Source organism: Kribbella ginsengisoli, assembly GCF_039537185.1.
Lineage (GTDB): Bacteria > Actinomycetota > Actinomycetes > Propionibacteriales > Kribbellaceae > Kribbella > Kribbella koreensis.
This window is the reverse complement of record NZ_BAABAA010000007.1, coordinates 291,040-316,633: the sequence shown is the minus strand read 5'-3', so window position 1 is coordinate 316,633 and position 25,594 is coordinate 291,040. Positions and strand designations below refer to the sequence as shown.

Genomic DNA, 25,594 nt, shown 5'->3' with positions numbered 1-25,594 from the left:
CCGAGATGCGAACCCAGATCCTCAGCCAGCTCCTGACCGCCGGCGTCGCGACCGCGGTAGCCGCCGCCGTCATCGCCGTACCGGCCGTTTTCAAGGCGAAACCCACAACCGTTGCCGCGCCGACCGCGATCTGCACCTACCAGTGGTACCTCTCGAACAGCCGCACCTCCGGCACCGCGACCATCCCGATGTTTGCCTACGGCAACACTCCGATGGTCCCGCTGTCCGGTGACTGGGACGGCGCCGGCGGCGACACCCCCGGCGTGTACCACCCCGAGGAACGCAAGTTCTTCCTCACCAACTCCTTCGCCGGCGGCGTCGGCCAAGTCACCATCCCCTTCGGCGCCGTGGGCGACCGCCCTCTCGCCGGCGACTGGAACGGCGACGGTACGGACGAGATCGGCGTCTACACCCCCTCCACCGCCACCTTCACCCGCCGCGCAGCGGACGGCGCGACCAGCACAATCACGTACGGCGCGAAGTACCAGGTCCCCCTCACCGGCGACTGGAACGGCGACGGCACCGATGACGTCGCCACCTACGACCCACCCACCGGCTCCTTCTCCTTCCGCCTACCGGACGGCACCACCCGCACCTTCCGCTACGGCGACCCGTACTGGAAACCCCTCATCGGCGACTGGAACGGCGACGGCCGAGACGAACCCGCCGTCTACAACCCCTCGACCGCCACCTTCTACTTCCGAGTCAGCGGCCTGGACCCCACCGAAACCACCCAATCCATCCGCTACGGCGACCCCGGCGACCTCCCCCTCGTAGGCGACTGGGACGCCAACAAAACAAGCACCCAAGGCATCATCCGCTACTGACCCAACCCAAGACCTTGCGTCCGAAGAAGTGCGCAGACGTTGTCGACACTTCTTCGGACGCAAGCGTTCCGGAGCTGCGAAGGGTCAGTCCTCGTCGGACTTGCCGGCGTCGAGGTTGGTCTTGATGAGGTCCATCACCGTGCTGTCGGCGAGGGTGGTGACGTCGCCTACCTCGCGGTTCTCGGCGACGTCGCGGAGCAGGCGGCGCATGATCTTGCCGGAGCGGGTCTTGGGGAGTTCGGCGACGACCATGATCTGGCGCGGCTTGGCGATCGGGCCGATCTCCTTGGCGACGTGGTTGCGGAGCTCCTGGACCACGTCCGGACCGCCGTCGCCCGCCTCCGAGCGGAGGATGACGAAGGCCGCGATCGCCTGGCCGGTGGTCGGGTCCGAGGCGCCCACGACGGCCGCCTCGGCGACCTTCGGGTGGGAGACCAGGGCCGACTCGATCTCGGTGGTGGACAGCCGGTGGCCGGACACGTTCATCACGTCGTCGACCCGGCCGAGCAGCCAGATGTCGCCGTCCTCGTCCTTCTTGGCGCCGTCACCGGCGAAGTACACACCCGGCCAGCGCGACCAGTACGTGTCCTTGAAGCGCTCGTCGTCGCCCCACAGCGTCCGCAGCATGGCCGGCCACGGCTTGTTGATGATCAGGTAGCCGCCGGAGCCGTTCGGCACCGACTTGCCGGCGTCGTCGACCACATCGACGCTCACGCCCGGGATCGCCTTCATTGCGGCACCCGGCTTGCCCGCCGTCACACCCGGCAGCGGGGAGATCATGTGCATGCCGGTCTCGGTCTGCCACCAGGTGTCGACGACCGGCGTCTTGTTGCCGCCGATGTTCTCCCGGTACCAGATGTAGGCCTCCGGGTTGATCGGCTCGCCCACGGAGCCGAGCACGCGCAGCGTCGACAGGTCGAACTTCTCCGGGACCTGCTTGCCCCACTTCATGAACGTGCGGATCGCGGTCGGCGCGCAGTACAGGATCGAGACCTTGTACTTCTGGACGATCTCCCACCAGCGCCCCTGGTGCGGGGTGTCCGGCGTGCCTTCGTAGAGCACCGAGGTGGTGGCGTTCGCCAGTGCGCCGTACACGATGTAGCTGTGCCCGGTGACCCAGCCGATGTCGGCAGCGGTCCAGTAGACGTCGGTCTCCGGCTTGAGGTCGAACACCGCCCACTGCGTGTACGACGTGCCCACCAGGTAGCCGCCGGTCGTGTGCAGGATGCCCTTCGGCTTGCCGGTGCTGCCCGACGTGTACATCACGTACAGCGGGTGCTCGGCGTCGAACGCCTCCGGCGTGTGCTCGGTCGACTGCTTGCCGACGAAGTCCTCCCACCACAGGTCGCGGTTCGCCACCATCGCGGTCTCCTGGCCGGTCCGGTTGACGACCAGGACATTGCGGACGTCCGGGCAGTCGACCAGCGCGGCGTCGACGGCCGGCTTCAGCGCCGCCGGGGCACCCCGCCGGTACCCGCCGTCGGCGGTGATCACGACGCGGGCGTCGCAGTCCAGGATCCGGTCCTTGAGCGCCTCGGACGAGAAGCCGCCGAAAATCACCGTGTGTGGGGCGCCGATCCGGGCGCAGGCGAGCATCGCGACCACGGTCTCGGGGATCATCGGCATGTAGATGGCGACGATGTCGCCGGTCTTGACCTCCAGCTCGAGCAGCGCGTTGGCCGCCTTGCTCACCTCGTCCTTGAGCTGGGCGTAGGTGATCTCCCGGGTGTCGCCGGGCTCACCCTCGAAGTAATAGGCCACCTTGTCGCCGAGCCCGTTCTCGACGTGCCGGTCGACGCAGTTGTACGCCGCGTTGAGCTTGCCGTCGGCGTACCACTTGGCGAACGGGGCGTTGCTCCAGTCGAGCGTCTCGGTGGGCTCGACGGCCCAGCTGATCCGCTTGGCCTGCCCGGCCCAGAAGCCCTCGAAATCTTCCTCGGCCGCAGCGTACGCGTCGGCCTTGACGTTCGCGTTCGCGGCGAGCTCGGCCGGGGGCTCGAACCGGCGCTCCTCGTGCATCAGGTTCGACAGCGCATCGGACGGGTTGGACTCGGAACTGGTCACGTCGCGGACTCCTCGTTGAGAGCTGCAAGTCTTCAGCGCGAAACTGCGCGCTACTGCACCTTTCTACCAACGCCGGACCACCCGCGGTACTGGTGCCTCGCCCAGCCGCCCCCGATCTGCGCCGAACGGGCCGGAAACACGACGACCGGTGGGGAACCGGATCGCGGTCCTGCGCATCTGACCCGATGTGCCGAACGAAGGAGGAGTCGCGATGTCGCAGCAGGGTGAAGCCACGGTCGAGACCCCGAAGCGCCGCTTGTCCCGGGCGGCGCGTCGCCGGGTGCACGCCCGGGAGCGCCGCGTACGGCGTACTCAGGCCTCCGCTCGTGCCCTGCTACCGGTCCGCTAACCCCTGGTGGTGAGCGAGGACCTTGGCCAGCAGGGCCGCGAGCTGGCCCCGCTCTGAGGGGGAGAGCGGGGCGAACAGCTCGTCCTGAGCGGCCCGGACCAGGGTTTCGAGCCGTTCACGCTGTACTTCGCCGGCGGCGGTCAAGGTGATGATGTTGCGCCGGCCGTCGGCGGGGTCAGGGGACCGTACGACGTAACCCAGCTCGGCCAGCTCGTTGATCGCGGCCACCACGTCGCTGCGATCGATCCCGGTACGCCGCCCGAGCGACGCCTGACTGGCCGGCCCGTACTCCGCGAGCGTCGCGAGCAGCCGGTAGTGGTACCCGCGGGCGTTCCCCGCGGCGAACGTCTCGCCGATGATCCGCTGCGCGTGCATCGCACTCTGCGTGAGCAACCAACTGGGCATGCCCACGATCTCACTCGGCCCTGCTTCGTCACCGGTTGCCACAACCGGAGTCTATTCCGTTGGGCAGACCAACGAGCAGCGGCCTTTTGCAGGTTGCTGCAATTGGCCGCCGAGAGCCTCGGATTGAGCTTGCGCCCGTGTCACGATGCCGGACATGGGGGAGGTGGTCGCGATGGAGGAAGAGACGCTGCGGTTGCTGGTCGGCATGCACCGGGTGGTGCGCCATCTGCGCCGGACCGGTGAGACCAGGGCATTGCATCCGACGCAGTTCATCGCGCTGCGGCTGATCGGGGACGAGCAACCGATCCGGATCGGCGAGATCGCGGCGCGGGTGCCGTGCTCGCAACCGACCGCTACGACGACCGTAGCTGGGCTCGAGGCGGCTGGGCTGGCGCGACGTCAGCCTGATGTGCTGGATGGGCGCGCGACTGCCGTCGTACTGACTCCGCGTGGCGACGACATGGTGAAGGCGGCCGGGCAGCACGCGGTCGATGACCTCACCAAGCTGCTCGACCGCCTGTCGGATGACGAGCGGGCGCTGGTGCTGTCGGCCGGCGCCGTGCTGTCCCGGATGGCCGACGAGCTCTAGCTTCGCCCTAGTTGAGCCGGACTAGTTGAGTCCGGGGACTACGGACACTGTGTACGGCGGGGTGCCGGGCTTCGCGTCCAGCTGGCTGTTCACCCAGAGCAGGCGGTGACCGTCGCGGGCGATCGTGGTCGGGGTCGCGTTGGTTGCTCCAGGCATGGAATCCGCGAGTACCTGGGCTTTGGTCCAGTCGCGGTTGAGGAGGGCGAGCCTGGTGACGTACTTGCCGCCGCCGGCGTTGTAGACGGCGTACAGGCGATGGCCTTCGAGCAGGTAGCCGTCGCCGGAGAGGATGCCGTTGGCACCGGTGATCTCCAGGGTGGTGACGGCTTTGGTGCGGAGGTTGATGCTGTAGGTGACGTCCTGGCCTTGCTCGCCGACCAGCAGTCGGTGGCCGTCGGTGACGATGCCGTTGAGGAAGTACGGGGTCGGCTGGATCTTGTCGCGGGTCAGCCAGGGCTTGAGGCGGCCGAGGCCGTCCTTGGTGAGGGAGGCGCGCCAGATCTGGTTGTGGGCCGAGTCGGTGACGTAGACGGCGTCCTCGGTGAAGGTGAAGTCGTTGAGGAACGAGCCCTCGGCGGCCGGGCGGATCGCGAGCAGGCGGCCGCGGGCGTCGTACATGTAGAGCTTCGACGTACTGGCGCCGGCGACGAGGACGCGACCCCAGTGGTCGACGTGTACGCCGGTGGCGGTCGTGCGGCCGTCGCTGCCGGCCGGTAGGAACGGCCTGAGCTTCGGGTCGCGGACGGTGCCGCGGTAGACGGCGCCGGTGCCGACGCTGGTGACGTAGATCGTGCCGTCGCGAGTCACCTCGATGCCTTCCGGGGTGTCGCCCGGAGTGGTCGAGACGACGTAGGTCTCAGGGCGCGGGTGGTGCACGTGCTGAGCCTCGGCAATGGGCTGGACACCGGCGGCGAGGAGCGGAGCAGCCAGTAGGACGGTGGTCGCAGTACGTCGACGAATCATGCCCGCCAGCCTGATCTCCGGCTGCTACCCGGCTCGACCGGTTTCGGGCAGGGCCGAAGTCGTGTCGCTGTAGACCAATAGACATGCACAATCGGGGGATGATGCGGCTTCACTTCACTCCGGCTGACCTGGGCCGGGTGACGTTCCCGGCCGAGCCCGAGCCGCTGTGGGAGGCCGCTCTCGCCGCACGAGCCCTCGGCGCGCGACCGATGCCGCCGGCCGGCCGACGCTGGCGACGGGAGGCGGCGCCGCTGCTCCGGCCGTCGATGCGCCCACTCTTCAAACTGGTCAGCCCGACCGGTCGCCTCCCCGACTTCCTCACTCCGGAAGTACCGGCGCCCGGCCTCGAGCCTGCCCTGGAAATACTGATGGACACCCCCGCCGACGTCGTCCAGGACCAACTCGGCCCCTACCTCCCGCCCGAGATCGACGTCTTCATGCGCGGCCTCCTCGCAGGCACCGCGGAGTCGCGCCGTGCGCTGGGCAACGCCGTCCGAGAATTCCACGACGACGTACTGGTCCCCTCCGGCGTAGAACTGGAACGCCGCTACGGCGCCGACCTGGCCCTACGCTCCCGAGCCCTCCTCCAAGGCGGAGTAGAAGGCCTCCTCACCACCCTCCACCCCGATATCGAGTGGACCGCCCCCACTCTCACCACCCACGGCCTAGGTCCCGGCCCCACCTACGACATCCACCTGGAAGGCAGAGGCCTAGAGCTCTACCCCTCTTCCCTGACCTCCGAGGCCCTAGCCCTAGACGTCCCCGGCCGCCGCCCCGTCCTCATCTACCCCACGCTCGACCTACCGCCGGCCGACGACCAAGCCGTAGACGCCCTATCCGACCTCGTAGGCCGCACCCGAGCCCTAGTACTTCGCGCCCTAACCACCAGCGCCACCACCACCCAGTTGGCCCGCCGCACAGGCATCTCCCTAGCCTCAGCCAGCGAACACGCCCGAGTCCTCCGCAACGCCGGCCTACTAACCACCCACCGCACGGCAGGCACAGCCCACCACTCCCTGACCCCCACAGCCCACCGCCTACTAACCACCGGCCACCCCCGGGGCACCTTGGGGCAGATCAAGAACTTGAAGGACATTTCCGGCACTGGTAGGTAAAGTTGGTGATGCCTGGGACAGGAGTCCTTCGGAAGTGAACCCGGCAGCTCACCGGACGGTGGACGAGCCGGGTTTCGCGCGTTCAGAGCTCCCTGACCTCGCAGAACCCCTGCACCCGCCGCCGCCAGTTGGCGCCCCGCACCCAGCACCACGCGACCGCGTCAGGAATCCACAACAGCGGATCCTCCTTCGGCGCCAGCAGATCCCACCGCAGCTTCCCGTGACATCCATACCGGTACGTCGCTGCATTGAGAACCTTGCCGTCCCGCCCGTAGGTCGACTCGTCCCGCTCGACGACAAGCCGTTCGGCAGTCGCGTTGTCCCGAACGATCGCGTCCAGACACCGATGCCGGGCGGCGACGTTGTCCCGGTCAGCTTGGTAGATGTCGACCGTCAGCCGGAACTCCGAGATCAGCTGAACGATCTTCTTACGCTGCGGATCTCGCTCGTGGTTGAAGTGCATACGCTCCTGACCCGGCAGGAGCAGACCGCGCAGTGCTTTTCGTTTGACACCCACATCCTCGGCCTGGCAATGAGCGGCTGCCATCAGCAGGCCGCGGGACTTGGTTTCGTCGACGAAGACGTGGATCGGCATTGCTTGGATTCCCCCAGGGCGCGGAAAGCAAAATCCAAGCCTGGCAGGGGGAATGGGGTGGGCGAGGGGAGAACACGGGGCATCGGTGGGGCAGTCGATCTGCCCCGATTTGGCAATGGCGACGGCCCGCCAGGAGTAGGGACTCCTGGCGGGCGGTCGTTGTGGAGTGGGTTAGTTGCGGGTGATGGTGAAGGTTGTGGTGGTGTTGCGGATGTCTACGGCGTTGTTGGAGAGGGTCAGGTTGTTGAAGGTGACGTTGCCTACGGCGGGGCCCTGGCCTGGTTCTGGGAGTTCGTTGGCCCAGATGCCGAAGCCGGACTTGGCGTCGAAGGCGTCGCCGGACTTGCGGGCGCCGGAGATGTTGATGTTGGTGAGGATGGTGTCGGCGACCGGGAACTGTGGTTGCCCGCCGACGTAGTTCGTCTGGAACATGATCCCGCTGTAGGTGGGATCGACGATGTCGACGTCACTGACCCGGATGCCCTGGAACACCTTCGAGGCCGAGAAGATCCAGATCCCCGGGAAGGTCTGCGCTCCCCAGAAATGGCCGCCGGATCTGACCACCGAGATGTTCTGCCACTGCGTCGGCGGAGTGGCGCCGAAGCCGTTCATCGGGATGCCGAAGTCGAGCGAGCTGATCGTGATCCCGGAGTACACCAGCATGTCCGCGACGTACAGGTTGCGGAAGATGTTGTTGGTGCCGCCGTAGACCGCGAAGCCGGCCGCCCGCCAGGTCAGCGTCGCCGAGAGGTTCTCGAAGACGTTGTCCCGGACCTCGCCCCCGCCGCCGTCGACGGCGTTGAAGAGCGCGAAGCTGTCGTCACCGGTGCTGCGGGCGTCGTTGTTGCTGACCAGGTTGCCGGCCGAGCCGTTGGTCATGTTGATGCCGTCGGCGAAGGTGTCGCGGATCCGCGAGTTCTTGATCGTGGAGTTGTCGGTGTTCGCACCCCAGTACAGGCACATCTGGTGCTCGATCCAGATGTTGTCGATGGTCATGTTCGAGGTGCCGTTGAAGTTGAACACCTTGCCCGGACCGTCGTTGCGGCTGTCGTAGTTGCCGAAGTACGAGAACCCGCTGAACGTCGATCCGTTCGCCGACGAGGCGGCGTCGAACCCGACGTCGGTGTTGGTCTGGCTGGTCGGAGCGATGAACCGGGTGTACCAGGGACCGGCGCCGACGACCTTGATCGCCCGGTTGTTCACGTTGAACTTGCCCGTGGTCTGGTAGTCGCCGGCCGGCAGGTAGACGCCCAGCGACGTCGAGCTCTGCTGTGCCGTGTTGAGCGCGTTCTGTACGTCCTGCTGGCTGAAGCCGGCCGGTACGACGTACCCCGAACCCGGGTTGGCGATCGGCGAGACCTGCTCGGTGTCGATGAAGTCGATCGCGTAGTTGGTGGTGTTGGCCGCGTCCTTCTGCAGCTTGATCTTGGTACCGGCCGGGAAGGTCCCGTCCAGCATGATGTTCGCCTCGTCGTAGATGTGCCGGGCCGGTCCTGCGCCAGGCGAGTTGCCCGGGCCGGCCTCCGCGCCGTACAGCCACGCGTACTTCGAGGTCAGCGGGAGCGCCTTGTGGAAGGTGCCGTTGACGTAGACGTTGATGGTCGAGTTGATCCCGCCACCGCCGGCCGAGTCCGGGATGGAGAACCGGGTGACGAGCGTGTTCGTGCTCGCCTTGGTGGTGAACTCGACGAACGCGCCGTTCGAGTTCAGGGTGACCGCCTTGCGGCCGGACGCCTCACCGGCGAGGTCGCCGATGGTCCGGTTCGGGCCGACCACGACCGCGCCGCCACCGGTCGAGGCGTCCTCGGCCTCCAGGTGGTCGTACGGCATGTTCGCGCCGCGGCCCACGAAGAACGGCCGCTCGCTGGTGTTGTTGGTGCGCTTGACGGGCAGCTCGTTCGCATCGTCGGCGAGCACGACGCGGACGGAGTACCGGCCGTTGGCCGCGGTCCAGTTGCCGAGGTTGATCGCCGGGGTGGTGGCGCCGGCGGCGATCGCACCGGAGTACGAGCCGGTGAAGGTCTGTACGACGGTACTGCCGTTCAGCAGCGTCAAGGTGATGCCGTGGGCGCCGGCCGCCGAGGCGATGGTGCCCTGGTTCTTGATCGCGACCGAGAACGTCACCGTGTTGCCGGCGGCCGGGTTGCCCGGGCTCCAGCTCACTGACGAGGCGATCAGGTCGGAGCTCGCGACCGGGGTGACGACCAGCGGGCTCGAGCTGTTGCCGGTGTTGTTGGCGTCGTTCTGCTCGATGATCGTGTTCGACTCGTCCACCTTGGCGCTCAGCGGGTAGCTGCCGGCGTCACGGGCGCCGATCGATGCTGTGACGGTGGCGGATGCTCCGGCGGCGATGGCGCCGACAGCGACGGTGCCGACCTTCGTCGTACCGAGGTAGAAGTTCAGGTCGGTCGCGCCGGAGGCCGCCGTGCCGGTGTTGCTGACCCGGGCGGACAGCGTGATCGCGTCGGTCTCGACCGGTGCCGCCGGCGTCCACGTCACGTTGGAGACGGTGAGATCCGGGTTCGGGGCCGGGACGCCCATCACCTGGAGCTCGGCGACCTGACCGGCGGGGGCGCCGGTGTTGGCGGTGAAGTTCAGCCTGACGTCGGCGATCCGCGCGCTCACCGGGATCGTGACGGTGTTGCCGGTCGACGGGCTGAAGTTGTACGACGCGGAGCCGACGATCGTGGTGAACCCGGACGCGCTCTGCTCGCGGCCGAGGATCGAGAACGTCTGGGTGCGGTTGCCCCAGGCGCTGTCCGGGTTGAGCCGGATCACGATCGAGCTGAGGTCGGCGTTCGAGCCGAGCTGGGTGGTCAGCGTGGCCGGGTTGGCGTTGCCTTCCCAGTAGGTCTGCACGTTGTCGTCGTTCGCGTTGGTCGCAACGAAGGTGAAGACCGAGCCGGACGCGGTGATCGGCTTGCCGAGCGCCAGGTTGGTGCCCGGGCCGGTGCTGCCGCCGCGGGTGACGGTGTTGCTGTTCGGCGATTGGTTGCCAGCGGCATCCTTCGCGCGGACGAAGTAGCTGACCGAGGCGCTGGCCGGCTGGGTGTCGGTGTAGGTCAGCACGTTGCCGGCCACGCTGGTACGCAGCGCGCCGTTGGCGTACAGGTCGTACCCGGTCACGCCGACGTTGTCGGTCGAGGCGTTCCAGGTGAGCTTGATCTGGCCGGCGGCGGGTTCGGTGAAGGCCAGGCTGCCCGGGGCGGTAGGAGCCTGAGTGTCACCGGTCGCCGGGCCGTAGACCTCGAGTTCGGAGACCTGTCCCGCGGGCCAGCCGGTGTTCGCGGTGATCAGGATCCGGACGTACCGCGCGGTCGAGTTGCCGTAGTCGATCGTGAGCGTGTTGCCCGGTGCGGTGAACGCGCGCGACGCGGACGCGGACAGATCGTTGAAGTTCTGGCCGTCGGTACTGCCTTGTACTGCGAGGGTCTGGTTGCGCGAACCCCAGCCCGACGGGAGCTTGAGGATGACCTGGTTGGTGCTGACCGACGAACCGAGATCGACCTGGACCCACTGCGGGAACGCGTTGTTCGCGCTCTCCCAGTAGCTGCCCTGGTTGCCGTCGGTGACGTTCGAGGCGACGTAGTTCTGGGTGTTGCTGCTGGCGGTCGCGGTCTTGCCGGCCGCGAGGTTGGGACCGGCCAGTACTGCGGCAGCGGCGGTCGAGCCGCTGCTGTGCAGCCCGGCCGCGGCGAACATCGGTCCGGCCGTCAGCAACAGACTGCCGACGACCGTGGCGGCCAGCAGCCGCCATCGTGCACGTGTGGTTCTCATGGCATCCGGGGCCTCTCCGGTGGGCGGGGTGGTGAGGGCGCAAGGGACTACGGCTGCCAAGAAAATTGCACGATGCCTACGGAAGTTTCGTAAGTTTGCTGATTTCTTGCACAGCGCTGGCTTATTGTTACGGCAGCGCTACGCGAGCGTCAACGGTTCATGACCGCACGCTTTGCTCCGGGAGGAGGTTGCCGGCGACGTCAGGCGGGGATCTTGACCCGCCCGAGCACCAGTTCGTTGGCGAGGAAGTCGCGCTCGACGACGTACAGATACCCGCCGCCCAGCGCGAACTCGGCGCCCAGCGCCGCGGTCGAGATGGACCCGTCCGGCCGGATCAGCCGGATCGCCTTCCCACGGGCCTGGTCGAGAACTGCCCGCTGCCCTGGCGTGTACTTGCCGTTGTAGTAGGCCGTGGTGTCATCCGGCGCATGCTTGGTGGTGGAGACGGCAATCAGCCCGCCGGCGGCGGCCAGACCATCTCTGAGTACGCCGATGTCGTTCACGGTGCCCTCTTGGGTGAACGGCGCCGGCGCGACCGGGGCGCCGCCCGTGCCGCCGAGCTGGGATGTCGCTACTTTGGTGAGCTTTCCCGTCGAGGTGATGGCCAGGATCGTCCGAGCCGTGCCGCCGTTGTCGTCGCCGACGGCCGCCAGCAGGATCGTGCCGTCCGACTGGGTCACGAGTTCGTCGATGCGCACGGCTGCCGTCGTCTCCCAGTCGAGCGCCGCGCCGCTCGACGGTGGGTGGAGCGCTGCGGCAGAGGCTGCCACGGCGGCGTCGTACGTAGTGAACTCGGCGCGCTTGCCGGCGATCGTCCGTACGGTGCCGTTGGTCTCGAGCCGGCGAATCACCACGCCGGAGTGGCCGTCCTTGCTGGCCTCCACGGCGAAGACGAGCCGGCCCTCGGCGTCGACGGTGAAGGTGCCGAACTTGCCGATCGCCTTGCCTGGCCGGGCATCGATGCCGGCGGTGGCGGTGGTGTAGTCGATCACCGGCTGCCGGCTCTGGCTGCCGTCGGGCTTGATCCGGTAGATCGCGTCGTTCTTCTCGCCGACGTGCAGATTGACGTACGCCGAACCGTCCGGGCCGACCGCGATCCGGCGGCCGAGGTTGCGGTTGTAGTCGAGGTCGACCTTGGTGCGGGTGCCATTTGGGTGGATCCGCTCCAGGCGGAGCTGTCCCCTGTCGTTGTTGATCAGCAGGTTCGCCGTACCGTCCGGTGCGATCTCGATGTCCCATGCGGCGCCGATGATCTTCGCGTCGAGGGCCTTGTCGGCGGTAGCATCGGCGCCGCCGCCGGCCACGATCTCGAACGGGGTGGTGGCGGCCGGCTGCTGCGACCGTGGGGTACCGGCTGGGGCTGGTGTCGACTCTTCCGGTGTGCCGGTTGAGGTCTGCTCGTGCGCTTGCTGCGTACCGGCTGGGGAATTTGACGGGTTGGTGGTGATCGAGCAGCCCGTGATGACGAGTGCGAGGGCGACGGTTGCAGTCAGCAGTCGGGGCACGAGGGCTGACGGTAGTTCGGGGTGGGGGTCAGCGGGAGGTGTCGGAGGTGAGCCAGCGGGTGGGGCGGAAGGTCAGCAGGGTGACCAGGTTTTCGGGGTCGCCGAGCTCTGTCTGGACGTAGCCCTGAGCGTGCTCCTCGGGCATGTAGCGGCGGGCGATGGTGAGCATCTGCTCGTGGGTCGGCTTGGTGACCTCGACGAGCTCGGCCTCGACGGTCACGTACGCCGGGGGCATCTCTTCGCGCTGCACCACGAACGACACCACGCCGGCCTGCTTGATCTGCTCGATCCGCTTGGGGGCGCGGCGCTGCGTACCTGTGAACATGGTCAGCTCGCCACCCGGCTCGTATGCGTAGAAGGTCGGGACGCTCGTCGGTGGGTGGCCGGGCTCGCCGGTGACGCTCAGGACGCCTACGTGGGTGTCGGCCAGGAACTCTTCGCGCTGTTGCTTGCTCATGGTTGCCATGCATTAAGCTTCATAAAAACAAGTACACTTTGTCAAGGGGAGTAGGGTGGTCGATATGACGACGAAGACCTACGGCCAGTACTGCGGGGTCGCCCGCGCGCTGGAACTGGTCGGCGAGCGCTGGGCGCTGCTGATCGTCCGCGACCTCCTGGTCGGCCCGAAGCGCTACACGGATCTGCGCGCCGGCCTCCCGAAGATCCCCACCAACGTGTTGGCCACCCGCCTCAAGGAACTCGAGCAGGCGGGTCTCGTCGAGCGCCGCATCCTTCCGCGCCCGTCCGGTGCGATCGTCTATGAGCTCACTGCGTACGGAGCCGACCTCGAAGACGTAGTACTGGCGTTAGGCCGCTGGGGTGCCCGCTCCCTGGGGGAACTCCGCCCCGACGACATCATCACCTCCGACATTCTGGTGATGGCCCTGCGCTCCACCTTCCAGCCGTCCCGCCTGAAAGCCAAGTACGAACTCCACTTCGGCGAAATCACCATCCACGCCGTCATCGACGGCGACGACCTACTAGTCGACGTCGGCCCCCTGGAAGGCGCTGTAGTCCTGGAAGCCTTCGCCCCCATCGCCCCCCTCCTCATCGGCGAACTCGACGGCGCAGCAGCCCTCAAGTCCGGCCTACTCAAAACCACAGGCACCGCCAAGGACGTAGACCGCTTCGCAGCAGCCTTCCCCATCGGCCCACCTGCATAGGCCCAACCCGGTTGGTGCGGGCTCCTTGTGTGCCGATCGACAGGTAGTGCACCCCGATACGGCGTACATGCGACCGTTGTCCACGCTCAGGGTGCACTAGGTCCGGTCGACTACTTCCTGTCCTTCGGTACACGATCCCGTCGCGCCCCGCTGGCCAGCGACGCGGGTACTGGTGGGGTCATGCGCCAGTCCCACCAATGCAACGCGCCCGCGGCCCCAAGAGGAGTCGCGGGCGCGTTCGTAGTACGGGGGCTAGTGCTTGCCGGGGCCTTCGGCGCCGGCTCCGGTCAGGGAGCGGACGGAGAGTTCGTTGTAGCGGTTGGCGGCGGTTTTGTCCTTGCCTACGTAGGTGCCGATGATGCCGAGCAGGAAGCCCAGGGGGATGGAGATGATGCCTGGGTTCGAGAGCGGGAACCATTGGAAATCGGCGCCGGTGATCATCGAGGTCGGGCGGCCGGAGACGACCGGGGAGAAGATCACCAGGACCACGGCGGAGATCAGGCCGCCGTAGATGCTCCAGACCGCGCCTGACGTGTTGAAGCGACGCCAGAAGAGGTTGAAGAGCAACGCCGGGAGGTTCGCCGACGCAGCGACGGCGAAGGCCAGGGCGACCAGGAAGGCGATGTTCAGCTTCTGGGCCGGGATCGCCAGGCCGATTGCGACGGCGCCGATGCCGATGGCGGCGAAGCGGGCGACGCGGATCTCGTTCTTCTCGGTGACCTTGCCCTTGGCGATGACGTTCACGTACAGGTCGTGCGCGAACGACGATGCCGACGTCAGGGTCAGCCCGGCGACCACCGCGAGGATGGTGGCGAAGGCGACGGCCGCGATCAGCGCGAGCAGGATCGCCCCGCCGATCGAGTCGGCCCCACCGCCGACGACCTCTGCCAGCAGTACCGACGCAGTGTTGCCCTTGGATGCGGCGACCGCTGAGGACTTGCCGGTATCGAGCAACGCCGCCGCACCGAAACCGAGCGCCAGCGTCATCAGGTAGAACGCGCCGATCAGCCCGATGGCCCACTGCACCGACTTCCGCGCCGACCGCGAGTCGGGGACCGTGTAGAAGCGGATCAGGATGTGCGGCAGACCCGCCGTGCCGAGCACCAGCGCGAGTCCGAGCGACAGGAAGTCGATCTGGCCGGTCAGGTCCTTGCCGTAGAGCAGCCCGGGCTGCAGGAACGCCTCGCCCTTGCCGGAGTGTTGCGCGGCCGCCCCGAGCAGCTTCGACGGGTTGAAGTCGAACTTCAGCAGCACCAGGAACGTGATCAGCAAGGTGCCGGTCATCAGCAGCACGGCCTTGACGATCTGCACCCAGGTGGTGCCGCGCATGCCGCCGATCGTCACGTAGATGATCATCAGCGCGCCGACCAGGACGATCACGCCGGCCTTCAGGCCTTCGCTCTTCACCCCGAGCAGCAGCCCGACGAGCGAGCCCGCGCCGACCATCTGGGCCAGCAGGTAGAAGATCGACACGACGATGGTGGAGGACGCGGCGGCGGTACGGACCGGGCGCTGCTTCATCCGGAAGGCCAATTGGTCGGCCATCGTGAAGCGCCCGGAGTTGCGGAGCAGTTCGGCGACCAGGAGCAGCGCGACCAGCCAGGCCACCAGGAAGCCGATCGAGTACAGGAAGCCGTCGTACCCGTAGAGCGCGATCTGGCCGGAGATGCCGAGGAAGGATGCCGCGGACATGTAGTCGCCGGCGACGGCGAGGCCGTTCTGGGCGCCGCTGAACGAGCGTCCGCCGGCGTAGTAGTCGGCCGTGGTCTTGTTCTGCCGGGACGCCCACCAGGTGATGTACAGCGTCACGGCGACGACCGCGGTGAACAGCGAGATGGTCAGCGCCTGGTTGCCGGGTTCGGCGTCGGCGAGTGGGACGAGCAAGGTGTTCACCGGCGGCGCTCCCTCTTGTACTTGGCGTTCAGGCCACTGGCCAGCGGGTCGAGCTTGCGGTTCGCGAACCGGCCGTAGACCGCGGCGATGACGAAGGTCGAGACGAACTGGAGCAGGCCGAAGACCAGCGCCACGTTGATGTGGGTGTCGCCGATCCGGTGGCTCATGAAGCCGCGGGCCCAGTTGTTACAGGCGACGTAGGCCAGGTACCAGATCATGAACGCGGCCGTCCACGGGACGACGAAGTTCTTGTACCGGCGTTTCAGCTCCTGGAAGTCCTTCGCCTCGTACACGACCTCATACGCACGGGCTTCCCGCTCGTGCACAGTTTCCTCAGACATCTGCACCCCTTTTTCCGGAACGCGAACAAGGGCACGCTAGCGGCTGGTGAGCGGTTTGTGTCCGAAAGCAACAAAAACGCCTGGAGAAAAGTGACGCAGCTAGACCATCGTCCGGCGATAGTTCGCCAGGTCGCTGGGCCGGGTGCGGTAGCAGTTGGTGAAGTACGGCATCCGGAGCGGCTCCGGCGGGCGGGCGGTGCTGTCGTAGATGGCGTCGATCTGGTCCAGCACCGACTCGCGCCGGGACTCGGTCAGCACCGCGACCCGCGAGTGCGACATCGCGAGCTGCTTCAGGCCGGTCCGGTCGAGGTCGTGCCAGTGCCGGAAGCGGGCCGTCTCGACCATCGAGAACAGGTCGGACTGGAGCAGCGTCGGCATCGGGTCGAACTCGTCGTTGCCGGCCAGGAAGTCCTCGCCGATCATCGCGCGGTGCAGCCGCCGCACCCACGGTACGACGGTGTCGTAGTTGTTCCAGAGCAGCCCGAGGACGCCGTGCGGCCGGAGTACGCGAGCGATCTCCGGCAGCGCGCGGGCGTGGTCGAACCAATGAAACGCTTGTCCGACGATCACCGCGTCGACCGAGGCGTGCGCCAGCGGGATCGACTCGGCCGCGCCGACCATCGTGTCGACGCCGGCCAGCTTGCGGCAGACGGCGAGCATCTCCTCGGACGGATCGACCGCGACCACGTCGTGCCCGAGCGCCGCGGCGACCTGGGCGAGCTTGCCGGTACCGGCCCCGAGATCGAGGATCTGCAGCCGCCCCGGACCGAGGATCCAGGTCAGCGCGTCGGCAGGGAACGTCGGCCGGCCCGCGTCGTACGCGGCCGCGACGGCGCCGAACGAGTGCGCGCGTGCTGAGTCATCGGTGGTCATCACCGCAAATCATGCCGTAGCCACCGCCTCGCGGGGTGTTACTCGCCGAGCTTCTTCTGCTCGATGTGCGCGTTGAGCGCGGCCAGTTCCGGATGTTGGTCCAGAATCGCGACCAGATCCGCGCAGTTCCGGTCGGCCGCGTCGTACTCCTCGTACAGCGCGGTGAGCAGCTGCCGGTCGTCCTCGGTGTCCAGCGTGAGCCGGTACTGCGCTCCGCCGCCGCTCCACGGCAGGTTCAGCAAGCGGACGTCCCCGGCCCGATTCTGGTGCAGGTACGACGTCACGTGCTCGCGGTCGGCTTGCAGCGTCGCTTGGGCGTCAGCCTCGAGCAGCCGAGCCGTCGAGAACACCTCGTAGTCCATCCCGCGCGGGTACGTCCGCTCGAGACAGTTCGACAGGTACAGGCCCTCATCGCCCTCGGCGCGCCAGCGGTCGACGCCCGCGGCAACGACCTCGGGATCGATCAACGGGCAGTCCGAGGTGACCCGTACGACCGCATCCAGCCCGTACTGCGAAGCCGCGCCGGCGAACCGCGACAGCACGTCCTCCTCGCTCCCCCGGAAGACCGGCAGCCCGAGCTTCTCGGTGAGGATCACGATCGGGTCGTCGTCCACGTTGGTCGTGGTCGCCACGATCACCGGCAGCCCGGTCCGGGTCAGCCGCTCCAGGTGGTACTCGAGGTAGCTGCGGCCGGCCGCGGTGAGCAGCACCTTGGCGGGCAGCCTGGTGCTCGTAGCGCGGGCCTGGGTGATGATGCCGACATTCATTGAAACGCTTTCTTGGTGGTCCACTGGAACATCTCGCGGATCTCCGCCGGATGGGCGAGATTCTCGACGCCGAGCTCGGTGTCGGTGAACTCGCGGGCCTGCGGCAACGGAACGTACGGCTGGTCCATCTCGGGCCACATCCGCTTGATCCGGGCCTGTCCGCCGAACGACGGGTGCTCGTTCTCCAGCAGCATAGGGTCTCCGTAGACGCCGGGCTGCAATCCGAGCGACGCGCCGTACAGGACCGCGGAGCTGAGCCGGTTGGAGGCGACCCGGCGGTGCTTGCGGATCTCCTTGAGCTGCTTGAGCAGGAAGTCCTTATCGGTCTTGCGCCAGTGCAGTCCCCGGTACCCGTGCGTGATCACCCGGAAACCGGCTGACTCGTAGACCTGCCGGATCGCCTCGTTCTGATACTCGTTCCAGTACAGGCAGACCGTCACCGGTCCTTGCTCGTGCTCGTTGATCGAGGCAACGATCCGGCCATGGTCGCCCAGCACGTGCTGGCCTTCCCAGCCGTGGAACGGGTAGAAGATGGTGCCTTCGGCGTCATTCGCCGGAGTCGCCAGCCCGGGATGCACCTGCAGGAGATAGAGCCAGGGCGCGCCGATCACCGACTGGTTGCGCAGCCCCATCGAGAAGCCCCGGCGCCGGACGCTGTCGGACCAGACGAACTTGGGCATCCCGGCGACGAAGGCCGTGTTGTACGCGAACCCGTCGAGGATGTTCCACCCGTGCTGGAGATAACCCCAGATCCGCGGCGAGCCGTGCAGCCCGGCGTACGCGGCCATCACGTGCGCGTGGCCGTAGAAGTGGTTGGCGTGATGCATCAGAGCCGCCGCAGCCGCTTCACGACCACCCGGGCCGGATTGAGCACCGCATGACCGATCCGGTACGGCCGGGAGCGCCGGATCCCGTCCAGCTGACTCTCGAACCAGGTCGCCTGCTCGTTCGCGTCGGCCAGCTCCTGCGACAGCCGTGCGATGGTCGCGAGCTGCTCGGCCTGCCCCTGCGGGCGAAGGTTGTCGAGGGCAACGGTCAGCTCGCCTTCGATCGACAGCCCAGCCATCGACGCGAGCCGGGCTGTCAGGGCTTGGGTGTCACCTGACCATGGTTGCCGAGAGCCCGCTTCCTGCGCCCGCCGGACGAACCGTGCGAGATGCTCGACCGCTCCGCCGGAGGTCACCACGCCGCTACCGAACAGCCGGTACTTCGTACCGTCCACGATCACGTTGTCCGGCGAAGCGATGGCCGCGGACTCCGGCGCCAGCGAGTGCAGCCAGGTGACATACGCGGGCACGGAACGCCTGAGGGCTGCCTGGTCGTCGACCTTGAGTGCTGCCAGCAACTGTTCTTCCAGCAAGATGCCATCGCCGACCGGAATCGCCTGTGCTGGAAGGATTTCCGGCACTTTGTCGCCGATCACGAAATACCAGACCGGTGCAAGCTCGCGACCCAACCCGGCGGCGATCGCGTCCTGGATCAGGCGATAGGGATCCATCAACGTCGATCCGCTGTGCCGAGCCGCGACGGACCGGCCGATGGCGACGGCCGTGAGCGGGCCGGTCGGGGTGAGCATCGCGAGATCGGCGGTGACCAGATCGGGATAGACGCTGTAGACGGTCGTCGACGATGCGAGGGCGCCGAGGGCGGTCCGGATCGCGGCCAGGCCGACCGGGGCTTCGAGTGTGCCGCCGACGACGCCGGGCCAGTCCGCGTTGCGGGGGACGGTCGCGGTGACGTCGGGCTGGAGCAGGCGCTCGATTCCGAAGGCGTTCTCGGCAGCCAGCAGGAGTCGGCCGCGGGGGGCCATCCGGGCCTTGAGCAGGGCTAGGCCTTCGGTCCAGGTCATCGATGGGGTGTCGGGGCCGACCAGTCGGGGCAATCCGTCGAGGGCTACGACTACGTCGTACAGGTCGGTGCCGGTGAAGCGGTCGAGGGCGCCGCAGAAGACGCGGCCGCTGACGACGCGGGCGATCTGCTCGGCGTCGGGCGCCGACCGGACCAGCACGTCGACGCTGGTGACCTTGGTGGCGATCAGGTCGAGCAGCTCCAGCGAATGCGGACCCGCGACGAAGACCTTGTCGGTCGGCCGCAGAACAGCATCCAGCAACGCGGCCGTCGCCGGGCCGCCGGTCGCCGGTCGCCCGTCGGCCGGGCGCAGGTCGGACCAGTTGAGCATCTCAGCGCCAACCATCAACAACTCAGTGCACCAGTTTCGTCAGTGTCTCGATCACCCGGTCGACATCCGTGTCGGTCAGGTCGGGGAACATCGGCAGCGAGAGCTCCTCGCGGTAGAACTGCTCCGCGTTGGGGCACAGGCCGCGCTGGTAGCCCAGTTCGGCGAAGACCGGGTGCCAGTAGACAGGAATGTAGTTCACCTGGACGCCGATCCCGGCAGCGCGCATGCCCTCGAACACCTCGCGGCGGCGATCGCCGAGCACCCGCAGGGGGTAGAGGTGCCAGGCGGGATCGACGCCGGGGCGCTGCACCGGCGTGCGGAGTCCATCGATCCCGGCGAGTGCGGAGTTGTACTTCGCGGTGATCTCGGCCCGGCGTTGCTTGAAGGCCGCGAGGCGTCGCAGTTGGGACAGACCGAGGGCGCAGGCGAGGTCGGTCAGGCGGTAGTTGACACCGAACTCGTGAACCTCCTGGTGCCATGGGCCTTCGTCGGTGATCTGGAAGCGAGCGGGGTCGCGGACCAGACCGATGAAGTGGAACTCGTGCACCCGCTGGGCGACGGCCGGGTCCTTGGCGACGACGGCGCCGCCCTCGCCGGTGGTGAGGTTCTTGGTGGGGAAGAAGGACAGCGTGGTGACATCGGCCAGGTCGCCAACAGGTCTGCCATCAGCGAATCCGCCGACTGAGTGGGCGGCGTCGTCGAGGGTCTTGGCGCCGACGCGATCGGCGATGGGCTGGAGAGCGTCGTAGTCCGCGGGGTGGCCGGCGTAGTCGACAGCGGCGATCACCTTGGTGCGGTCCGTGGTGACGGCGTCGACGGCAGCCGGGTCGAGGAGGGCGGTGTCTTCCTCGACGTCGGCGAAGACGATCTTGGCGCCGAGGAGGGCGGCGGTCGAGGCGGTCGCGACGAAGGTCATGGGAGTGGTGACGACCTCGTCGCCGGGGCCGACGCCCAGGCCGGCGTACGCCATGTGGAGGGCGGCGGTGCCCGAAGTACAGCTGACTGCGCGATGGCCGCCGGTCAGTTCGGAGATGGCGGACTCGAAGGCGGTGACGGCTGGGCCTGTCGTGAGCCAGTCGCCGCGCAGTACGGCGGTGACGGCTTCGATGTCTTCTTCAGAGATGGACTGACGACCGTACGGGAGCATCGGGGTCAGTCCTCGAGCAGGATCTTGCGGATCTCGTCGATCGAGTACCACTGGTCGTTGGTGTCCGAGGCGTAGTGGAAGCCTTCGACGACCGGGGTGCCGCCGTCCGGTGGCACGTAGCCCCAGCTGGCGAGGTCGGGCTGGAGGACGAAGCGGTTGCCGAGGGTGAGAGCGCGGCGGCCTTCCTCGGGGCTGATCATCTCCTCGTGCAGCTTCTCGCCCGGGCGCAGGCCGATGTCGTGCATGGTCGCACCGGGGGCGATCGCCTCGGCGAGGTCGGTCACCTTCATCGACGGGATGCGCGGGACATACAGCTCGCCGCCGGTCATCAGCTCGAACGAGTCGACGACGAACTGGACCGCCTCGGGCAGCGTGATCAGGAACCGGGTGCAGCGCAGGTCGGTGATCGGCAGCGACTGGCCGGCCTCGTGCAGCGCGCGGAACTTGGGAATGATCGAGCCGCGGCTGCCCATCACGTTGCCGTACCGGACCACGCTGAACCTGGTCTCGTACGCCGCCGCGTAGTGGTTGCCGTTGATGAACAGCTTGTCCGCCGTCAGCTTGGTGGCGCCGTACAGGTTGATCGGACTCGACGCCTTGTCGGTGGACAGCGCGACGACCCGCTTCACACCGGAGTCGATCGCCGCCTCGATCACGTTCTGCGAGCCGATCACATTGGTCTGGACGAACTCCCACGGGTTGTACTCCCCGCTGTCCACCTGCTTCAGCGCCGCGGCGTGCACCACGTAGTCCACCCGGTGCATCGCCCGCATCAACCGGGCCCGATCCCGCACGTCGCCCAAGAAGAACCGCAACCGCGGATCGTCCCCGAAGGCCGCCCGTACTTCCCACTGCTTCAACTCGTCCCGGCTGAACACGATGATCCGCCGCGGATCCAGCTGCTTCAGTGCATGCCCGATGAACGCCCGGCCGAAGGACCCGGTGCCTCCGGTGACGAGAATGTCAGACCCGGTGAGGATGGACACGTAAGCCCCTTCTAGCCACAATTCCGAACCACGCGATCACACCACGCAAGTCCGTACCTTAGCTGGCCCGTCCTATTCCGGCGCCACCAGTTCGATGGTGGGGAAGTAGGTCCGGAAGCGCGCTGTGTCCCGGGTGATCAGCCGGTATCGGTTCACGGCCGCGTGGGCGCCGATGTAGAAATCGGGCAGTGGGGAACTCTTCAGGCCACCCCGGCCGCGGTAGGTGACGAAAGCCCGGGACGCCAGGAAGCCTGCTGGGTAGGGCAAAGCCTCCCGGAGGAAATCGGCTGCCGGCAACGCCGCGTCGACATCTTCGATCCGGTCGAAGCCGGCACAGACCTCCGCGTAGATGATCGGGTTGATCACCAAGTCGCCGACGTCTCTGGCGTCGGCAACGGCGGTGGCCGACCAGTCGGCCCACTCCGCGTCGTCGGTGAGGATGTCCAGCAGCACGCAGGTGTCGACCATGGTCGACACCTGCTGGACGGATTGCAGTGGGCGGTCATTCGCCACGCAGCAACTCCATCAGTTCCTCGGTGCTCTGGCCGGTTGTTGCCCGGCCGCGCATCTGGCGGACCAGTCGCTGGCCGTGCGTCTCACTGCCCTGGGCCCGGACGATCCGCAGTGCGGTGCCGTCCTCGATCACCTCTAGCTCGTCGCCTTCGTGGAGGTGATGCTTGGCGCGCAGCTTGGCGGGGATGGTGACCTGCCCCTTGCTGTTCATTCGCATGGTTCCTCCTACGTAGTACATCCCCTACGTATTACATCCTACCCCGAACCGGATACGGTCTTGGCGTGGATCAGGTGCTGAGGGTTGGGGTTCGGTGTGATGTGGGGGTTCGGCGCGGGGTCGGGCATGTGATGCGGAGCCTGGCGCTCGCGGAGGAGTTGCGGGGGCGTGGGGCTGAGGTGGTGTTTGTTTGCGACAGTCCGAGCGTGCCGTGGGCAGATGAGCAGATCCGGGCGCGGGGGATCGCGGTGGAGCCGGCGGTGTGGGGTGCCGGGGAGCATGTCGAGATGGTTCGGCGGTTGGGGCTGGATGCGGTGGTGTTCGACTCCTATGACTTGCCGGGGGAGGTGTTCTCGGCGGTGCGGGGGTCGGGGGTGCCGACGCTGGCGATTGTGGATGGGGAGTTGCGGGGAGCCGATGCCGACGTGTTGGTCGATCAGAACTTGGGGGCTGAGTTTGATCGGCCGGTGCTGCCTCAAGGGAGTGTGAGGTTGGCGGGGCTCGAGTACGTGATGTTGCGGGATGAGGTGCTGGCGTCGAGGCCGGTGGAGGCGCCGATACTGCGGGTAGGGGGCGTGCCTCGGGTGTTTGCGTTCTTCGGGGGGACGGATGCTTACGGGGCCGGGCCGTACGTCGTACGGGCGTTGGCGGCGACTGGGGTGGTGTTTGAGGCGACGGTGGTCGCGCCGGGCGATGAGCTGGCCGAGGCGATCGGGGCAGTGCAGCTCCAGCCGGGGCAGGACGTGCGGGTGATCGGGCCGACGTCTGAGCTGGCTAAGGCCGTCGTGGAGTCGGATCTGGTGGTGAGTGCGTCAGGGACGTCTACCTGGGAGCTGCTGTGTCTTGGAGCTACCGCTGGGCTGGTCTGTGTCGTGGACAACCAGGAGATGGGCTACGAGCGAGCAGTGGCCACCGGTGCGGCCGCAGGGGTTGGGACCCTCGCGAGTTTGAAGGCAGATGTGACAGAGGCTGCGGCGGTACTACGCAAGCTGCTCACCAACCCGCAAGAGCGCCAGCAGCTCGCCCAGGCCGGGTGGAAGCTAGTTGACGGGCAGGGGAGAGCACGCGTTGCGGATGCGCTCCTTCACCTGATCTCGTAGATCGTCGCGTCCAGGGTCGCGTGCCGCAGGCGGACGTACTGCTTCAGTTGCGGCGAGATCTGACCGGCCCGGTGGTCGGCGTACAGCCACCGCACGCCCAGCTTGCGCAGGCGCTCGATGATGGCCGGCGACGGTGACGTGAAGGTCGCGTCGTTCGCCGCGAGCTGCTCCTTGTTCCAGTACGGCACCTTGCTCGGGTCCACGCCCGAGGTAGCCGAGATCCGGCTCGACCGGTTGGTTCGTACCCAGCCCTCGATCAGCACCTGCCGCTCGGACAGCGCAGCGATCCAGAAGTGCCGGCTGTCGCACGTCTCGCCGTGCTGAGCGATGCAGTGCGCGTTCGTGGCGATCAGGTCCTCGTCAGCCGAGTTCTCCTTCAGCCACCGAGCAGCATCCGCCTCAGCGTCGGTCGGCCCATCCCTGCCCGGTCGCCCATAGGCGACGTCGCTTGCCGAAGCGGACACCAGCCCCACCAACGGCAGCGCCAACGCCCCGACCATGCACGCCGCAACCAGAGCAGCGAAGAACGCCCTCGGCATCCCGCCACCTCGCCGGCCTGCCTTCCACCCGATCGCGACCACCAGCGCAACGGCCAATACCGCCGCAACCGTCCAGACCAAAGGCTCCTTGACCCCACGCAGATCGGCCGCGCCCCACCGAGCAAACCCACAAGCCGCCAGCCCCAGCCCAGCAGCACCAGCAACCAGTACTACGCTCCGCCGATCGTCCAGCCGCTCGACCAGCCGAGCCAACCCGACGCACGACAACACCGCGAGAAAAGGAAACGCCATCCGGTAGAACGACAACGGCTGATTCGTCACCAGCGCCGCCACGAACCCGCCGATCGCAAAGCCGGCCACGTAGATCCCACCCGGATCCCGCCAGAACCGCCGCAGGAACAACACCCCGACGACTGCCAGCCCCCAGGCCACCAGGATCACCACCGCGCTGATCAACCCGGCCCGATCACCAGCCGCCGCCTTGATCGCGGCGTACGGCGGCAGCTCCTCGAACAGCACGCCGAACTTCACCTGCAACCCCGACGACTCACCGCCGAAGACCACGATCGCCGACCCGACGAACACGCCGAGCGCGATCAGCACCCCGAAGAACGCATTCCGCGTCGACCGCCGGAACAGGAACACCAGCAAGAACCCACACACCGCCATCGGCAGCACACTCGCCTTGGCCCCCGCAGCAGCCAGCGCCACCAGCAGCAACAAGATCCACCGAGTCGACGGCGGCTGTTTGCGCAGCAGATCGATCGCGATGACCGCAAGCACCAGCGCGAACATCACCCCTAGATTCTGCGTCGGACTCAGATACGCCCCCGACACCATCGAAACCCCGCCGACCGACAGGTCATGCAGCGGCTCCAGCGACCCACCAAGCCCCGCCACGAGCACAGCAAGCGGCCCCGCCCACACAGCCGCAGCGCTCTCACCCGGCTGCACGAACCGCTGCATCACCACGAAGACCAGGGCACAACCCGCCAGCGCGAACGGCAGCCAGCTCAGCGCATAGATCAACTGAGTCAGATCCACCCCGGTAGCCCACGACGTCGCCGCGGTGACCTGATGAAAGAACGTGTGGAACTTCATCGGCTCACCACCGATCCACAACGGCACCACCGGTACGTCGGCCTTCGCGCTGGCCGCGAGCGCCTGGTGGAACGCCATCCCCGGATCACTGACCAACGGATCGGTGTACGCCGGTGCATACCGCCCCGGCCCGGCCCGATAGATCGCGAACAGCACGAGTGACGTCGACAGCGACAGCAACCAAGCAGTCAACGGCGCGAGCGGACTGGCGACCCGGCGCCAGACCCGGTTCCGCACGTCGCGATCCATCACCCCGAGGACGAGCACGATCGGCGCCCAGCCCCACGACCAGCGCTGCAACCCGACGGACGCGCTGGCCAGGTACACGATCAACTGCGCGGCCGTACCGATCGCGAAGCCGGCCGCGAAGTCCTCGACCAGGCTGCCGCGATAGGCGCCGATCAACCGCCAGATCACCACACCGGGCAAGGTCACGCCGACCACCAGGAACAGGCCGAACTTCGCGACGTCGAGAACCGGGGCTCGCGAGATCAGCAGGACCAGGACCAGCAACAGCACTGGCAGGGCCGCCATCCGTCCGGCGAGCGTTCCGGAGCCGGTGTCCTTCGGCCCGCGCCGCCGAGCCCTGGAGTGCATGCGGTCACCCTAATGCCGGAACGGCTCC

24 protein-coding genes are annotated in these 25,594 nt (G+C 67.4%); 6 read left to right on the top strand and 18 right to left on the bottom strand.

Annotation, left to right across the window (positions count from 1 at the left end; genetic code table 11):
• The first annotated feature begins 5 nt into the window (after window positions 1-5).
• The gene (locus ABD768_RS24915; RefSeq protein ID WP_344844525.1) at window positions 6-827 is read left to right on the top strand and encodes an FG-GAP repeat domain-containing protein; all 822 of its coding nucleotides are present in this window, start codon (window positions 6-8) and stop codon (window positions 825-827) included.
• 84 nt (window positions 828-911) lie between these two features.
• Here the strand turns inward: ABD768_RS24915 and acs are convergent, their stop codons facing one another.
• Window positions 912-2,846: an acetate--CoA ligase gene (gene acs, locus ABD768_RS24910; RefSeq protein WP_344845308.1), complete on the bottom strand. Its 1,935-nt coding sequence runs from the start codon at window positions 2,844-2,846 to the stop codon at window positions 912-914.
• A gap of 256 nt (window positions 2,847-3,102) precedes the next feature.
• Here acs and ABD768_RS24905 point away from each other — a divergent pair, with 256 nt between their 5' ends.
• Window positions 3,103-3,240, top strand: a complete 138-nt coding sequence (locus ABD768_RS24905; protein WP_344844522.1) for a hypothetical protein — start codon at window positions 3,103-3,105, stop codon at window positions 3,238-3,240.
• Here ABD768_RS24905 and ABD768_RS24900 read toward each other — a convergent pair.
• The gene (locus ABD768_RS24900; protein WP_344844520.1) at window positions 3,226-3,687 is read right to left on the bottom strand and encodes a MarR family winged helix-turn-helix transcriptional regulator; all 462 of its coding nucleotides are present in this window, start codon (window positions 3,685-3,687) and stop codon (window positions 3,226-3,228) included. The genes ABD768_RS24905 and ABD768_RS24900 overlap by 15 nt on opposite strands.
• Before the next feature lie 112 nt (window positions 3,688-3,799).
• Here ABD768_RS24900 and ABD768_RS24895 point away from each other — a divergent pair, with 112 nt between their 5' ends.
• Window positions 3,800-4,234, top strand: a complete 435-nt coding sequence (locus ABD768_RS24895; protein WP_343967482.1) for a MarR family winged helix-turn-helix transcriptional regulator — start codon at window positions 3,800-3,802, stop codon at window positions 4,232-4,234.
• A 21-nt stretch (window positions 4,235-4,255) separates the two neighbouring features.
• Here ABD768_RS24895 and ABD768_RS24890 read toward each other — a convergent pair whose 3' ends face one another.
• A complete protein-coding gene (locus tag ABD768_RS24890; RefSeq protein ID WP_343967484.1) occupies window positions 4,256-5,197 on the bottom strand; it encodes an NHL repeat-containing protein in 942 nt (313 codons plus the stop codon).
• A gap of 98 nt (window positions 5,198-5,295) precedes the next feature.
• On the opposite strand from ABD768_RS24890, the gene ABD768_RS24885 reads away from it, so the two are divergent.
• Entirely contained in the window at window positions 5,296-6,312 is a 1,017-nt protein-coding gene (locus ABD768_RS24885) for a winged helix-turn-helix domain-containing protein (RefSeq protein WP_344844516.1), read from the top strand.
• 82 nt (window positions 6,313-6,394) lie between these two features.
• On the opposite strand, the gene ABD768_RS24880 is transcribed toward ABD768_RS24885, so the two are convergent.
• The 4 genes from ABD768_RS24880 to ABD768_RS24865 all read right to left on the bottom strand — a co-directional run bounded on the left by ABD768_RS24880 (window position 6,395) and on the right by ABD768_RS24865 (window position 12,646).
• On the bottom strand, window positions 6,395-6,907 hold the full coding sequence (locus tag ABD768_RS24880) for a hypothetical protein (protein WP_344844513.1): 513 nt from the start codon (window positions 6,905-6,907) through the stop codon (window positions 6,395-6,397).
• 171 nt (window positions 6,908-7,078) lie between these two features.
• Window positions 7,079-10,684 (bottom strand): discoidin domain-containing protein, encoded by a 3,606-nt coding sequence (locus ABD768_RS24875; protein WP_344844510.1) that lies wholly within the window; start codon window positions 10,682-10,684, stop codon window positions 7,079-7,081.
• A 200-nt stretch (window positions 10,685-10,884) separates the two neighbouring features.
• Window positions 10,885-12,189: a hypothetical protein gene (locus tag ABD768_RS24870; protein WP_344844507.1), complete on the bottom strand. Its 1,305-nt coding sequence runs from the start codon at window positions 12,187-12,189 to the stop codon at window positions 10,885-10,887.
• Between the two features lie 28 nt (window positions 12,190-12,217).
• Complete coding sequence (locus ABD768_RS24865) at window positions 12,218-12,646, bottom strand: pyridoxamine 5'-phosphate oxidase family protein (RefSeq protein ID WP_344844504.1); 429 nt, start codon at window positions 12,644-12,646, stop codon at window positions 12,218-12,220.
• Window positions 12,647-12,710: 64 nt separating this feature from the next.
• Between ABD768_RS24865 and ABD768_RS24860 the strand changes: the two genes are divergently transcribed.
• Window positions 12,711-13,352: a winged helix-turn-helix transcriptional regulator gene (locus ABD768_RS24860; RefSeq protein WP_343967497.1), complete on the top strand. Its 642-nt coding sequence runs from the start codon at window positions 12,711-12,713 to the stop codon at window positions 13,350-13,352.
• A 252-nt stretch (window positions 13,353-13,604) separates the two neighbouring features.
• On the opposite strand, the gene ABD768_RS24855 is transcribed toward ABD768_RS24860, so the two are convergent.
• The 10 genes from ABD768_RS24855 to ABD768_RS24810 form a co-directional block, all read right to left on the bottom strand.
• The gene (locus tag ABD768_RS24855; protein ID WP_343967499.1) at window positions 13,605-15,245 is read right to left on the bottom strand and encodes a solute symporter family protein; all 1,641 of its coding nucleotides are present in this window, start codon (window positions 15,243-15,245) and stop codon (window positions 13,605-13,607) included.
• Entirely contained in the window at window positions 15,242-15,586 is a 345-nt protein-coding gene (locus ABD768_RS24850) for a DUF485 domain-containing protein (protein ID WP_343967501.1), read from the bottom strand. The genes ABD768_RS24855 and ABD768_RS24850 overlap by 4 nt, the downstream gene beginning before the upstream one ends.
• A 99-nt stretch (window positions 15,587-15,685) precedes the next feature.
• Complete coding sequence (locus tag ABD768_RS24845) at window positions 15,686-16,459, bottom strand: class I SAM-dependent methyltransferase (RefSeq protein ID WP_344844501.1); 774 nt, start codon at window positions 16,457-16,459, stop codon at window positions 15,686-15,688.
• 38 nt (window positions 16,460-16,497) lie between these two features.
• A complete protein-coding gene (locus ABD768_RS24840; RefSeq protein ID WP_344844499.1) occupies window positions 16,498-17,226 on the bottom strand; it encodes a cytidylyltransferase domain-containing protein in 729 nt (242 codons plus the stop codon).
• Window positions 17,223-18,053: a hypothetical protein gene (locus ABD768_RS24835; protein WP_344844497.1), complete on the bottom strand. Its 831-nt coding sequence runs from the start codon at window positions 18,051-18,053 to the stop codon at window positions 17,223-17,225. Before ABD768_RS24835 ends, ABD768_RS24840 begins: the two co-directional genes overlap by 4 nt.
• Window positions 18,053-19,420: a hypothetical protein gene (locus ABD768_RS24830; RefSeq protein ID WP_344844494.1), complete on the bottom strand. Its 1,368-nt coding sequence runs from the start codon at window positions 19,418-19,420 to the stop codon at window positions 18,053-18,055. Before ABD768_RS24830 ends, ABD768_RS24835 begins: the two co-directional genes overlap by 1 nt.
• A gap of 7 nt (window positions 19,421-19,427) precedes the next feature.
• Window positions 19,428-20,552, bottom strand: a complete 1,125-nt coding sequence (locus ABD768_RS24825; RefSeq protein ID WP_344844492.1) for a DegT/DnrJ/EryC1/StrS family aminotransferase — start codon at window positions 20,550-20,552, stop codon at window positions 19,428-19,430.
• A 5-nt stretch (window positions 20,553-20,557) separates the two neighbouring features.
• Window positions 20,558-21,538: a UDP-N-acetylglucosamine 4,6-dehydratase (inverting) gene (pseB, locus tag ABD768_RS24820; RefSeq protein WP_343967513.1), complete on the bottom strand. Its 981-nt coding sequence runs from the start codon at window positions 21,536-21,538 to the stop codon at window positions 20,558-20,560.
• 72 nt (window positions 21,539-21,610) lie between these two features.
• Window positions 21,611-22,051, bottom strand: a complete 441-nt coding sequence (locus ABD768_RS24815) for a type II toxin-antitoxin system VapC family toxin (RefSeq protein ID WP_344844489.1) — start codon at window positions 22,049-22,051, stop codon at window positions 21,611-21,613.
• Entirely contained in the window at window positions 22,041-22,268 is a 228-nt protein-coding gene (locus ABD768_RS24810; RefSeq protein WP_344844486.1) for an AbrB/MazE/SpoVT family DNA-binding domain-containing protein, read from the bottom strand. The genes ABD768_RS24815 and ABD768_RS24810 overlap by 11 nt, the downstream gene beginning before the upstream one ends.
• 65 nt (window positions 22,269-22,333) lie before the next feature.
• Here ABD768_RS24810 and ABD768_RS24805 point away from each other — a divergent pair, with 65 nt between their 5' ends.
• Entirely contained in the window at window positions 22,334-23,368 is a 1,035-nt protein-coding gene (locus ABD768_RS24805) for a PseG/SpsG family protein (protein WP_344844483.1), read from the top strand.
• Here the strand turns inward: ABD768_RS24805 and ABD768_RS24800 are convergent.
• Window positions 23,353-25,566 (bottom strand): hypothetical protein, encoded by a 2,214-nt coding sequence (locus ABD768_RS24800; protein WP_344844481.1) that lies wholly within the window; start codon window positions 25,564-25,566, stop codon window positions 23,353-23,355. The two genes, ABD768_RS24805 and ABD768_RS24800, sit on opposite strands and share 16 nt — an antisense overlap.
• Window positions 25,567-25,594: the final 28 nt, after the last annotated feature.